Origin of the sequence: Shewanella sp. 10N.286.48.B5, from assembly GCF_002874355.2 — a bacterium.
GTDB lineage: Bacteria > Pseudomonadota > Gammaproteobacteria > Enterobacterales > Shewanellaceae > Shewanella.
This window is the reverse complement of sequence record NZ_MCVG02000001.1, coordinates 222,701-236,348: the sequence shown is the minus strand read 5'-3', so window position 1 is coordinate 236,348 and position 13,648 is coordinate 222,701. Positions and strand designations below refer to the sequence as shown.

At 40.8% G+C, this 13,648-nt stretch carries 12 protein-coding genes; 2 read left to right on the top strand and 10 right to left on the bottom strand.

Going from position 1 to position 13,648, the window contains the following annotated elements:
* Positions 1-46: 46 nt before the first annotated feature.
* The 10 genes from BCU57_RS01030 to BCU57_RS00985 form a co-directional block, all read right to left on the bottom strand.
* On the bottom strand, positions 47-538 hold the full coding sequence (locus tag BCU57_RS01030; RefSeq protein ID WP_102438056.1) for a phosphatidylglycerophosphatase A: 492 nt from the start codon (positions 536-538) through the stop codon (positions 47-49).
* The gene (thiL, locus tag BCU57_RS01025) at positions 538-1,494 is read right to left on the bottom strand and encodes a thiamine-phosphate kinase (protein ID WP_102438054.1); all 957 of its coding nucleotides are present in this window, start codon (positions 1,492-1,494) and stop codon (positions 538-540) included. The genes BCU57_RS01030 and thiL overlap by 1 nt, the downstream gene beginning before the upstream one ends.
* Positions 1,495-1,587: 93 nt before the next feature.
* Positions 1,588-1,992, bottom strand: coding sequence for a transcription antitermination factor NusB (gene nusB, locus BCU57_RS01020; RefSeq protein WP_076543020.1), 405 nt, complete (start codon positions 1,990-1,992; stop codon positions 1,588-1,590).
* Positions 1,993-2,006: 14 nt separating this feature from the next.
* Positions 2,007-2,486: a 6,7-dimethyl-8-ribityllumazine synthase gene (ribE, locus tag BCU57_RS01015; RefSeq protein WP_102438136.1), complete on the bottom strand. Its 480-nt coding sequence runs from the start codon at positions 2,484-2,486 to the stop codon at positions 2,007-2,009.
* 121 nt (positions 2,487-2,607) lie between these two features.
* Positions 2,608-3,711 (bottom strand): bifunctional 3,4-dihydroxy-2-butanone-4-phosphate synthase/GTP cyclohydrolase II, encoded by a 1,104-nt coding sequence (gene ribBA / locus BCU57_RS01010; protein ID WP_076543021.1) that lies wholly within the window; start codon positions 3,709-3,711, stop codon positions 2,608-2,610.
* A gap of 84 nt (positions 3,712-3,795) precedes the next feature.
* On the bottom strand, positions 3,796-4,452 hold the full coding sequence (locus BCU57_RS01005; RefSeq protein ID WP_102438052.1) for a riboflavin synthase: 657 nt from the start codon (positions 4,450-4,452) through the stop codon (positions 3,796-3,798).
* 63 nt (positions 4,453-4,515) lie between these two features.
* On the bottom strand, positions 4,516-5,670 hold the full coding sequence (ribD, locus tag BCU57_RS01000; RefSeq protein ID WP_102438050.1) for a bifunctional diaminohydroxyphosphoribosylaminopyrimidine deaminase/5-amino-6-(5-phosphoribosylamino)uracil reductase RibD: 1,155 nt from the start codon (positions 5,668-5,670) through the stop codon (positions 4,516-4,518).
* 141 nt (positions 5,671-5,811) lie between these two features.
* On the bottom strand, positions 5,812-6,261 hold the full coding sequence (gene nrdR / locus BCU57_RS00995) for a transcriptional regulator NrdR (RefSeq protein WP_076543024.1): 450 nt from the start codon (positions 6,259-6,261) through the stop codon (positions 5,812-5,814).
* A gap of 156 nt (positions 6,262-6,417) precedes the next feature.
* On the bottom strand, positions 6,418-7,674 hold the full coding sequence (gene glyA, locus BCU57_RS00990; RefSeq protein ID WP_102438048.1) for a serine hydroxymethyltransferase: 1,257 nt from the start codon (positions 7,672-7,674) through the stop codon (positions 6,418-6,420).
* A gap of 322 nt (positions 7,675-7,996) precedes the next feature.
* Positions 7,997-9,760: a DUF3943 domain-containing protein gene (locus BCU57_RS00985; RefSeq protein WP_133149367.1), complete on the bottom strand. Its 1,764-nt coding sequence runs from the start codon at positions 9,758-9,760 to the stop codon at positions 7,997-7,999.
* A 262-nt stretch (positions 9,761-10,022) separates the two neighbouring features.
* Between BCU57_RS00985 and ettA the strand changes: the two genes are divergently transcribed.
* Complete coding sequence (gene ettA, locus BCU57_RS00980; protein WP_102438044.1) at positions 10,023-11,690, top strand: energy-dependent translational throttle protein EttA; 1,668 nt, start codon at positions 10,023-10,025, stop codon at positions 11,688-11,690.
* A gap of 541 nt (positions 11,691-12,231) precedes the next feature.
* Positions 12,232-13,386, top strand: a complete 1,155-nt coding sequence (locus tag BCU57_RS00975) for a hypothetical protein (protein ID WP_102438042.1) — start codon at positions 12,232-12,234, stop codon at positions 13,384-13,386.
* Positions 13,387-13,648: the final 262 nt, after the last annotated feature.

The following is a 13,648-nucleotide window of genomic DNA, read 5'->3' as shown; positions in this document are numbered from 1 at the left end:
TTAACGTTTAATGGGATTAGCTTTAAAGAGATTAAAGTATCATTGGTTAAATATAATAAGCCAACAACTGTAAACAAATTAACGAGAAAATCCCCGCTAATACATCATCAATCATGATCCCAAAACCGCCATGCACTTTAGCGTCGAGCCAACGAATTGGCCACGGTTTTAAAATATCGAAAAAACGAAATAACGCAAAACCAACCACTAACCAAATTACCCCAGCAGGGGCGGCAATCATGGTGATCATTAAGCCTGCGACTTCATCCCACACAATTGCGCCATGATCATGAACGCCCATATCTTTAGCGGCTTTATCACAAATATAAATACCAACAAGGCAGCTAATTAGCGTGATAAAAATAAAAGCCGATAGGCTTAAAAAGCTCATCAAGTACACAATCGGCACTGCGGCAAGGGTACCAAAGGTGCCCGGGGCTTTGGCGGCTAAACCACTGCCAAAACCTAATGCTAAAAAGTGTACAGGGTTTGTTAAGGTTAATTTCTTAACGGCTGGATCGGTTGAAATAAACTTCATTAGAAATGCTCAAAACTATTTTTTTCTAGCTCAAAAGGTTTGCCATCAGCCACTAAGCGTAACTTTTCGCCGGCACAAATTTGACCTACTTTAATAAATTTAACCCCAGCGTGGATCAGTGCAATATCCAAAGCGCCACGTTGAGATTCTGGTACAGTAAACATCAACTCATAATCTTCGCCACCAGTTAACGCATAACTAGTTGCTTCATTAGGGCTCAATGATGCTTGTAATGATTCCGATAGCGGTAATTCATTCACATCAATAATCGCACCCACATTAGATGCCTTTAAAACGTGCTGAATATCAGAAAATAAACCGTCAGATAAATCAATGGCACTGGTTGCTAAAGAGCGTAGCGCTTGACCCGCTAGTATTCTAGGCGTTGGATGATAGTGACGGTTAATTAAAAATTCTTTATGTTGATGTGCGACTTCTTTTTTGCCCAACAGGATATCAAGCCCAAGGGCAGAGTCACCCAAAGTGCCAGTAACATACACCCAGTCACCAATTTTCGCGCCACTACGGGTTAATGCTTTACCGGTTGGCACTTGACCATGAATAGTAATATTGATGCAGCGAGGCCCGCGGGTGGTATCACCACCGATCAGACTAACACTGTAATATTCAGCCGCTTCAAATAGCCCTTGGCTAAATTGCGCTAACCACTCATTATCAACATCTGGCAAGGTTAGCGCTAACGTCATCCACGCCGGATCTGCGCCCATGGCAGCAAGATCGGATAAATTTACCGCTACAGATTTATAGCCAAGCTCATAAGCTGGCATTGTCGGTAAAAAATGGACATTCTCGACTAGGGTGTCGCAAGATATGGCAATAGATGTGTTTTCCGCCGGTTGGACTAATGCACAGTCATCGCCAATGCCTAAATGCACATCTCGACGTTGCTGACCTTTATCACGGAAAAATTGTTCGATAAGTTGGAATTCTTTCACGATATAATCTGGTGCGGATAACCGCCCACCTATTATTTTGTAGAAAAAAGCGTTACATACAAAAACGGTATCCGAAGATACCGTTTTCATTCATTACTTACGAGTAACAAGCTTATCTAGCATACCATTGACAAACTTATGACTATCGTCAGCACCAAACGCTTTCGCTAATTCGATACCTTCGTTAATGGCCACTTTATATGGCACATCTTTACGATAAGTTAATTCATAAGCTGCTAAACGCACAATGGCTTTCTCAACGGGTGATACATCTTCAATATCACGATCTAAATGAGGCTTTAGCAGATCATCAAGTTGAGTTGCTTTCGTGGCTACACCTGATAGCAATTCACGAAAATAAGCTACATCAACACCGTTAATGTTTTGTTCAGTTAAAAATTCATGTTCAACATCAGCAACATTGTTCTTGCTTAACTGCCATGAATAAATAGCTTGAACAGCTAAACGGCGTGCCTTGCGGCGCTCTGAAGGCTTCATTACTTTTCCTACTACTATACTAACTGTTGTTCTAATTCTTGCAGAACGTTAACCATTTCTAGTAAACCAAGTGCAGCTTCAGTGCCCTTGTTACCAGCTTTAGTACCAGAGCGTTCAATTGCTTGCTCGATGGTATCAGTGGTTAAAACGCCAAATGAAACTGGGATATCATACTCTAAAGCGACTTGAGCAAGACCCTTGTTACATTCACCAGCAACTAAATCAAAATGCGGAGTACCACCACGAATTACTGCACCAAGTGCAACAATACCGTCAAACTTTCCACTAGCAGCAATTCGACGTGCAGCAAGTGGTAATTCAACAGCGCCAGGAACACGAACAACAGTAATGTTGTCGTCATTTACCTGACCTAAACGTTTTAGTGTGTCTAATGCGCCATCAAGCAGACTCTCAACAAGAAAACTATTGAAACGCGATACTACGATCGCCACTTTGGCATTTTTTGCTTCGATATTACCTTCAACTACGATCATTATCTTACCTAAATTAGCTAAAGCACCCGGCTCTGGGCAAAAGTGGCGGTATAATACCACAGCCAAATGCCCTGAGTCCTGTGCAATTATTGATAAATGTTAACTTCACTAAGTTAGTGAATTATTCTGCAATATAATCAGTTACTTCTAAACCGAACCCTGACAGAGAGTGATAACGCTTGGGTGAACTTAATAAACGCATTTTGCTCACACCTAAATTTGAAAGAATTTGCGAGCCAACACCGACTTGGCGCGAGGTTCCTTGCCATTTAGCAGCTGTAGGCGCTTGACCGTTATCTTCCGCTTCAAAGGCTTTGACCTTGGCGAGCATGTCACTTGAATGCTCGTGATTCGCCAACAGTACTAATACACCACCATCTGATGCAATACGCTCCATGGCTTTTTCAAGTGGCCAGCTACGTTTTTGATCGCGTTCAGAATGGAATAAGTCATTAAAGGTATTTTGTAAATGTACCCGTACTAGGCAGTTTTCTTCAACGTCACCTTTCAATAAGGCATAGTGTAGCTGATTATCGATGGTGTCTCTGAAAGTCACCATATTGAACTCACCAAAACGCGTTGGCAATTTACATTCAGCTTCACGCACAACCGTGGTTTCTTTGGTGTTGCGGTATTCAATTAAATCGGCAATGGTGCCCATTTTAATACCGTGCTTTTCACTAAAGATTTCAAGATCTGGACAACGGGCCATAGTGCCATCATCATTAAGAATTTCAACTATCACGCCAGATGGCTCGCAGCCTGCAAGACGGGCTAAATCACAACCCGCTTCTGTGTGACCGGCGCGAATTAACACCCCGCCATCTTGTGCCATAAGTGGAAAAATATGACCAGGCTGAACTAAATCTGATGCTTTAGCATCTTTAGCAACAGCCGCTTGAACGGTTACAGCGCGATCATGGGCTGAAATGCCCGTTGTGACCCCCGTTGCCGCTTCAATGGAAACGGTAAAATTTGTTGAGAACTGAGCATTATTGTTGGTAACCATTAACGGCAAGTTCAGTTGCTGGCAACGCTCTTTAGTCATGGTTTGGCAAATCAGTCCACGGCCAAAGGTCGCCATAAAATTAATGGCCTCTGGCGTCACCTTATCGGCCGCCATGATAAGATCACCTTCGTTCTCTCTGTCTTCATCGTCCATCAAGATAACCATCTTACCTTGACGAATGTCTTCGATGATCTCTTCTATACTATGTAATGCCATTGCTAAGACCTTTATATTGTTTTGTCTATATCAGCGATATAGAGTAAATATGCTCCGGTAATAATATTTACCAGTAATAATCAGTTATCGCATAAATCCAGCACTTGCCAACAATTCCATTGTGACACCACTTTCAGTGGCTGGCTTTTGTTCTACTTTCATTAAGCGTTCAAGATAACGTGCAATAAGGTCAACTTCGATGTTGACGCTATGACCCGCTTGTAAAGCTAATAAGGTGGTTTCAGCTGCAGTGTGCGGCACTATGGTTAATCTGAATCTGTGCTGATCAACTTCATTTACCGTTAAGCTAACGCCATCAATGGTGATCGAACCTTTATGAGCAATATAACGAGATAACTCAGCGGGAGCTGCCAGCCAAAACTCAATGGCTTGGCCACGCACAAGGCGCTGCTCCACTGTGGCAATACCATCCACATGACCGCTAACCATATGGCCGCCTAATCGGGTCGTTGGGGTCACCGCTTTTTCAAGGTTTACTTTTTGACCGACGTTATATTTAGCAAATCCGGTTAAGGCAACGGTTTCAGCAGAAATATCTGCAACATAACCATCTGCTAAACATTGTACTACGGTTAAACACACCCCATTAGTGGCAATACTGTCACCCAGTTTTACATCGGTTAAGTCGAGCTTGCCACTGGCTACAGTCAAACGAATATCATCGCCTTTACGCTCAACTTTTCTTAATGTACCTAGTGCTTCAATAATCCCAGTAAACATATTTACTCACTTGTTATCTTTTGGGCCACGCTTAGCATCGACCGATAGACAAAATTGCATTAGTTAATTCGCTGGCGAATTAAGCTTTAAAATCAGTCGTTGGTCTGTACCAATTCTGCGACTATCCGTTAATTGTACATCAGGAATCTGATCCATAGTTTGATAGTCGTCTAATTGCATCAAATTGCGTCCATGACTGCCTAATATTTTCATTGCTTGGTACAAATAAAGTGTATCAGCTAATTTACTTTGAATAACACTACCAGCAACGCTGGCACCAGCCTCGACTAATACTGAGTTACAATGCTGGCCTAAGTGTGTAAATAAAGCATGCAAATCAACTCGTCCATCGTTATTAGCCGCTATTGTGATAAAGCTAACATGGGACTTAAAATCTTGTTTTACTTCTGCTGGATAGTCGACACAAGACACCAGCAAAATCGGCGTTTCAATAGTAAACATTTTATAGTCGGCAGTCAGCCTTGCTTTACTATCAAGCACCACTCTTAAAGGCTGTTGAAGGTCAGACTCAGCAAGGCTGTTTTGTACACTAGCCAATTGCTCGTAGCGCACATTCAAAGAGGGGTCGTCAGCTAACACAGTTTCAACGCCAGTCACTAGCGCGCAATGACGGGCGCGCAGCTTTTGCACATCGGCTCTGGCTTCGGGGCCGGTTATCCACTTTGATACCCCATTCGATAGCGCGGTTTTACCATCCAAACTGGCTGCCAGCTTAATGGTGATTTCAGGTAATCCCGTAGTCATGCGTTTCATAAAGCCGATATTAAGTTGGCTTGCCGCAGCTGTTAGCAAACCCACATCAACTTTAATACCTGCCGCTTCAAGCATGCTAACGCCATTACCCGCCACTTGCGGATTCGCATCCATTTGCGCAATCACCACTCGCTTCACTTTGGCTGCAATTAATGCCTTAGCACATGGCGGGGTTTTGCCATAATGACTGCAGGGTTCAAGGGTGACATAGGCTGTAGCTTGAGGGAGTAGCTGTTGTAATTGTCGATTTTCGACATCTTTTAAGGCGTGAATTTCGGCGTGGGGGCCACCCGCTTTAATATGGTAACCTTGACCAATGATCTCGCCATTGGCGACAATCACGCAGCCCACATTAGGATTTGGACGTGTGGTATAACGGCCTTTTTCAGCTAATGAAATAGCAAGGCTCATCATTTCAATATCACATTTTGACCACTGAGACATAAAGACCTTCTAGAAACTAAAAAGCAGTCATTAAAATTCAGAACTGCTAAATAAGGTTAATCATTGGCAAGAATACAAAGTGCCAATACCAACAAATGTAAGACTGCAATTAATTAAAGACGGCAATAAAAATAAGCTAGATTATTTTTGCAGCTTGGCGATGGCTTCACCGAATTGGGAGACATCTTCAAAGGCGCGATAAACTGAAGCAAAACGGATATAGGCAACTTTATCTAGGATCATCAATTGATCCATCATCAAATTACCAATCATGGCCGAATCAATTTCACGCTCACCTGTTGCTCTAAGAGTGGACTTAATCTTACTTAACGCTTGCTCAATTTGATCGATTGAAACTGGGCGTTTTTCAACAGCCCGAAGCATGCCGCCACGCAGCTTATCTTCATCAAATGGTTGGCGAGTGCCATCTTGCTTGATCACCCGCGGCATGACTAATTCGGCGCCTTCAAAAGTGGTGAAGCGTTCATGACACTCAGTACATTCCCGGCGACGGCGCACTTGATGGCCTTCAGCCACGAGTCTTGAATCAATAACTTTCGTATCTGTCGCGCTACAAAATGGGCAATGCATATCCGCTCCTGAAATAAAAAACAAAATGGCCGTAAGCACTGAGTACTTACGACCATTGAAGTTTATCCTATTTACTTTACAAGGTTAACCTTATCGAAAAGATTATCCGCGTTAGTTAAATAGATCATTGTTTATGTTAATCAATCTCGGTTGACATTAACCGTAAACTGGGAACTTAGCGCATAATTCAAGCACTTGGTTTTTAACGCGCTCAATAGTAGCTTCGTTAGTGATGTCATCTAACACATCACACATCCAGTTAGTTAACTCTACCGATTCAGTTTCAGTGAAACCGCGGCGGGTAATAGCAGGAGAGCCAATACGTAAACCAGACGTCACAAACGGTGAACGTGGATCATTTGGTACTGAGTTTTTGTTAACTGTGATATTTGCATGACCTAGCGCAGCATCTGCGTCTTTACCAGTGATATCCTTGTTGATTAAATCAAGTAAGAATAAGTGGTTATCGGTGCCACCAGAAACAACATTGTAGCCACGCTCAATGAAGGTTTTCGCCATCACTTTCGCATTAGCAACCACTTGCTCTTGATAAGTGGTAAATTCAGGGTCTAATGCTTCTTTAAATGCTACCGCTTTGGCTGCAATAACGTGCATTAATGGGCCACCTTGGCCACCAGGGAATACTGCAGAGTTTAGTTTTTTATAGATAGCTTCATCGTTAATGGCAGATAAAATCAAACCACCACGAGGGCCCGCTAGGGTTTTATGGGTAGTGGTTGTCACAACGTGTGCATGAGGTAGCGGATTCGGATAGATACCTGCAGCCACAAGACCGGCAACGTGCGCCATATCGACAAATAAGTAAGCACCTACTTTATCAGCGATTTCGCGGAATTTGCCCCAATCTATGATCCCAGAGTAAGCAGAAAAACCAGCAATGATCATTTTGGGTTTATGCTCAACGGCTAAACGCTCAACTTCTGCGTAGTCAATTTTACCTGTTACTTCATCAATGCCGTACTGTACCGCATTGTATAACTTGCCTGAAAAGCTAACGTGAGAACCATGAGTTAAGTGACCGCCGTGAGCAAGGCTCATACCTAAAACAGTATCACCGCCTTCTAAAAGCGCCATGAAAACTGCTGAGTTTGCTTGAGAACCAGAGTGAGGCTGAACGTTTGCATATGTCGCGCCAAATAATTCTTTAGCACGAGAAATAGCTAATTCTTCAGCAATATCCACATGTTCACAACCACCGTAGTAACGCTTACCTGGGTAACCTTCAGCATACTTATTTGTTAGCTGTGAGCCTTGCGCTTCAAGTACACGAGGGCTGGTATAGTTTTCTGATGCGATTAATTCAATGTGCTCTTCTTGGCGACGAGTCTCATCTTCAATTGCTGCAAATAGTTGTGGATCATAATCTGCGATATTCATAGCTTTTTTCAGCATTGCTCACTCCAGCTGTTAATTCTTATAGTAGGGTTGCGCGGTATGATACAGCGCAATTGATCACAATCCCAGCATTTGAAACATGAAATTAGTTGCAATTCATTATGAGTACCATTTGCCATCTATAAATTTTCAGCTGCAGCAGCTTTCAGTAATTGTATTTCATAGAAAAATCCAAATTAACTCTTAGTTTCATAACCTTGTGACAATTTTAAGAAAACTCTTTTCTAAAAAATTAATCAGCAAAATATTTAAGCTCTACAGCTCCATTTATCACAAAAACTAGATAGTCTAGTCTATGATACAGGCAATGATTTATCGGCTAATATTGATAAGTAAAGTGAATGCTACTGCGACTTTCTGTTTCATCATTTCGATTGGCAATGGCCAAGTTTTCAATTCCGGTTAATGTGCCACTTCGATCGATACGTTCATGGTGAATACTGATACTCATAATATTCGTTAAAGGAACATCGAGATAAACTTCATACCTATCACGTGCATCTTTAAAATCTAGGTCACTGACGTTTGGATTCCAATCACTGCTTCGATTAAACTCATTATCATCTATAGAGTCCCAGCGTTGACTTTGAAACTTAACCCCGAGCAACAATTCTTTATAATTCGCCTCTAGTGCTAATTTGGCTGTATGGCCTAAAGCATATCCATAGCCACCTTCCCAAAGCACCGATTTTGTCCCCCAAAAATGGCCTCCATTTTGGCGATAATCTTTTGTTGCAAAGGGTTTCACCATACTAAAATCACCAAACAGGTCGCCTCTGATACTTATCGAAACATCATCAACAAACCATTGCGTTCCAGCAGATACACCAATCACATTGATTGCTGCGTAAAAATCTTCCTCTTCATCTTGACCCAGACTGCTATATTCCAGCCCCATGGATGGGCCAATAAACCAAGTCTGGCGTCTATTTTCAGAATCTAATATGGTATTAACATCGCTCGTCCAGCCACCTAAAAAAATCGAAGAATCCATTTGCCAATCTTCAATTCCTTCGTTAGAAATCCCCAGTTCCATGTTTAAATCGACCTGGCTAGGTGTCGCAGATAAAGCATCATATTTACCTTGAACACTATCAATACTCGCCTCTAATCCCAATATTAAAGAAGTAGTAGAAATATCAGCCTGCTTTTTGCTGGAGTACATTGCACCTGTATAGATGTTGAACATATCCTTGGCGTATGTTCGATTAAACCGTTGTGGGTTATCATAACCAAACCAACCTTTAATGGTTTTAGCCGGATTAAAAACACTACTAAAAGCCGTTGGGACCCAACCTTGTTTTGAATCTAACATTTCAGATATTTGAAATAAGCTTTCACCCAATACTGCACCACCAAATGTTGTAACGATTTGATCATTCACACTTACCACTTCTTTATATTCAGCAAAGACTTCCCAGACTGCCGATGCTATAAAATTACCCGCCAAAGATTCATAATAATTAAAGTTATAATTACGGAACGCTTGATAATACAGTGCACCAGCATAGGTATGCCCCCAATTCATGCCTACCTTGTTGTCATCAAGTTTCCAAGCATCAGTTGTCACAATTCTATCTGCAAAATATTGCCCTGCATTGCCTTCAATTTCGTAATCAAAATCTCCTTCCATACTTTCTTCACTGGTCAGGTAAAGTACCTCGCCAATGACTAATACCGTAGAAATTTCAATTAATGCTCCCCACCAGTCTTTATCTATTAGCTCAGTATCTGTGATAAGAGTTTCACCTTCTTGTAAATCAGGCCCACTAATACTTCTAATGTCTTTTCCTGCAGTGATAGAGCTTATGACTAAACCTGATGGCTCATATTTAAGTTGATTAACTTCATTTGAATATGATTGATTTACTGCTGCTGAATAAAAGGATTTAACTGAACTTTCATCTTTGCTGCTAATGGTGAAAACAGCGGTTGGTTGGTCTTTTTCAATGAATAAAGACCTGTATTCTTTTGCTTGGTGTTCTTGGGCATTAACTTGACTACACAAGCAGAATATTGAAACAGAAAACAACGAATTACACAGTAATATTCTCTTTAAAGCCTTCCTTTGTATCGTGCTCACTTTAATCCCTTAACATATTTTGAAAAATTAACCTGATATCACCAACAATCAGTGATTGTCCCTCTTTCTATCCACAAATCGGGTTGTTACAACTATGTTGTAGACGATTATTACTTTATTCGGTTGTTTTTGTTAAGTAGTTTTTTGACGTATCGGTGTGGAATAAACCTTCAATGACAAAAGTTCGATTTTCAGTTACGGCGAGATTGAAGTAGAATTAATTAAATTTCCTAGTCCGAATCTTAGTCAAAGAGATATAAATATGGCTCAGTTTGTATACAGCATGCTTAGAGTGGGCAAAATTGTTCCACCTAAAAAACAAATCCTTAAAGATATTTCCCTTAGTTTTTTCCCTGGCGCCAAGATTGGTGTACTGGGTTTAAACGGCTCAGGTAAATCAACGCTACTTCGTATCATGGCCGGTTTAGATACCGAAATCGAAGGTGAAGCTCGCCCGATGCAAGATTTAAAAATCGGCTACCTACCGCAAGAACCAAAGCTGGATGAATCGCAAACCGTACGTGAAGCGATCGAAGAAGCAGTCAGTGAAGCTAAAAATGCACTAACCCGTCTTGATGAAGTGTATGCACTTTACGCAGAACCTGATGCTGACTTTGATGCGCTTGCAAAAGAGCAAGGTCAACTTGAAGCCATTATTCAATCTCAAGATGCCCATAACCTTGATATGGTATTAGAGCGCGCCGCTAATGCACTGCGCTTGCCGGATTGGGATGAAAAAATCGCAGTGCTTTCTGGTGGTGAACGTCGCCGTGTGGCCATTTGTCGTTTGTTACTTGAAAAACCTGACATGTTGCTCCTTGATGAACCTACCAACCACTTGGATGCTGAATCAGTCGCTTGGCTTGAACGTTTCTTACAAGACTATACTGGCACCGTTGTGGCTATTACCCATGATAGATATTTCTTGGATAATGCTGCAGGTTGGATTTTAGAACTCGACCGTGGTGAAGGTATTCCTTGGGAAGGTAACTACTCATCTTGGTTAGAGCAAAAAGATGCTCGTCTACAGCAAGAATCTTCCACAGAAAGTGCGCGCCAGAAAACCATTCAAAAAGAATTAGAATGGGTACGTCAAGGTTCAAAAGGTCGTCAATCAAAAGGCAAAGCCCGTATGGCTCGCTTTGAAGAATTGAACACCAATGATTACCAAAAACGAAATGAAACCAATGAGTTATTCATTCCACCTGGGCCACGTTTAGGTGATAAGGTTATTGAAGTAAATAACCTGACCAAATCATATGGTGACCGAGTATTGATTGATGACTTAACTTTCGCTGTTCCAAAAGGCGCGATTGTCGGTATCATCGGCGCCAACGGTGCAGGTAAATCGACACTATTCAAGATGATTTCAGGTGCAGAGCAACCGGATAGCGGCAGCATTGAAGTCGGCGAATCAGTGCAAATAGCCTCTGTTGAACAGTTCCGAGATTCAATGAATGATAAGAACACAGTTTGGCAAGAGATTTCAGACGGTCAAGATATCATGCGTATCAACAATACTGAGATCCCGAGTCGTGCATACGTAGGCCGCTTTAATTTCCGCGGCGGAGATCAACAAAAAATCATTGGCACTTTATCAGGCGGTGAGCGTAACCGTGTCCATCTTGCTAAATTATTGCAAGCTGGCGGCAACGTATTATTACTCGATGAACCAACCAATGACTTGGACGTTGAAACACTGCGTGCATTAGAGGAAGCTTTATTAGAGTTCCCAGGTTGTGCCATGGTTATTTCCCATGACCGTTGGTTCCTAGACAGAATCGCTACCCATATTCTTGATTACCGTGATGAAGGCCAAGTGAACTTCTATGAAGGTAACTACAGTGAATATACCACTTGGCTGAAAGAAAACTTAGGTGCAGAAGCCATTGAGCCGCACCGCTTGAAATACAAACGTATTGCAAAATAACAATCGCGTCACTGCCGATACCTATCGATGGTGATGCAAGTTAATAAATGCTCCTTATGACGATTTACCCATTTTTAAGTAAATAGTCTAAAGGAGCATTTTTATATCTCATGACTAAAAAATTCACTAAACAGGTTAAAGCTGCAGTTTTGTTGATTAATGTCATAAAAATGACACCATTAATTCATATCCAAAAACAATTGAAATATTAACAACTCGCCAAACCATATTGCAGCGGCGCCGTTATGTTCATGTTTATCCGCCCCTTGCCAAACTCATCATCCATATGGACTATTTTTACTAATTAACAACAGCTTAAAAATCATTTACAACTTATCCCTTAGTGTATAAAAATGGCCTAGATGAATTAATTTTCGTGAGCTGTGGCGATGTTGTAAAAAATACTCAAAAACAACAATCTATTTGTAAAGACATACCAACTTCAGTAATATAAAATTATTGACGGATTGTTTTACTGTTGACCATTTGTTATGGCGCAATTGCTATACACCAAAAAAATTAAGAAAAAACGGAGAAATCAGTGAGATATAGTCGAATAACATTTATGTTTTTATGCTTTTATGCAAGCAGCTCATTTGGTTTAGATATTATTACCAGCAGTGAAACTAAAGCACTTGAAGAAATTGAGCAAAAATACAACATTGACAGCTTACTTATTTCTGCCAATGACAAGTTATCGACTCATAAGAAAAAAGAATCTGATTATCATGCTCTCAGTGTTGAAATAAAGAGTAAGAAAACTGAGTATGATCACGTTATCTCAAAACTACCGGCTAAAATTTTATCGCGCTCAAACATTAATGCTTATTACCAAGATATCGAAAAACTGGTGCTTAAAATTGACCAGTTAGAAACCAAATATGATATTGACGGCAAATCACTTCGTAGAGAGTACAAGACTATTATGGCCGAGTACGATGCCATTAATACTAAACGTACCGATAAAGATGAGCAGTTAGCCGCCTTAAAAAGTGATATTACCAAACGTCTAATCGCTGATGTATCAAAACCAGATACTGTCCAAACTATTGATTTAGACGGTTCGACGTTATGTTCTAAATTCCAATCAATAAACGACTGTCTTAAAGATTCTGAAAATTACATTGTCACTAATACCATTAAAACGGATCCATTCTTAAATGATCGTAGCGTGTTGCTTTCATACGATGTTATTGATGCCAGCATGAACATGAGTGGTAATTTAAACTACAAGATCAAGATGGCCTTCAAACCTTCTTATAACAGTAAAATTGATTCGCTCATTAATGAAAAGCTAGGGTTAAAATCAGCCATGATCACCTTAGTGAGTAATGTCGCTGCTGATTGGTTTATTGATGGGGTAAAAATCGGTACAGGCCGAGAATTATTTCATGAGGTGCCATTAGGGCAACATGGCATTTTGGCATCATACCAGTCTCAAGATAAATCGAGTGTTGAGTTCATTCAAGGAAACGGCGTTTTTAGCTATAACTTCAATAATATGTCTCGACAAAATGACCTAGTCAGCTTGCCAAACAAAGACAGTAAAAAACAAGTTATAAAAATGAAGCCTAAACAGGTTAATACCAATAACCAAGCGAACGCCACCTCCAAAAAAAGCTTAACCGATAAAGGTTATGAATACTTTATGGGTATTGAACCCGCTAATAGTGAGCATGAAAAAAACTTCGACTAATAGCCCTATAAGCTGCGAGTAAAAAAAGCCATTTAGGTATTACCTAAGTGGCTTTTTTATTTAAGTGCATTTAGCTTAATGAGCTATTTTAATGAGAAGAATAACTAGCCGCAGGTTGTTAATATCATAAGCTAGCAAATTGTCACAGTAACAATGTCGAACACCAAAAGTCACCAACAACATAAGCCAAGCTAATGTTATCTATTCATTACAAAATGATCAGCTAATCGCCTATAGTTGCAACGAACTGTTGATAAGCTTG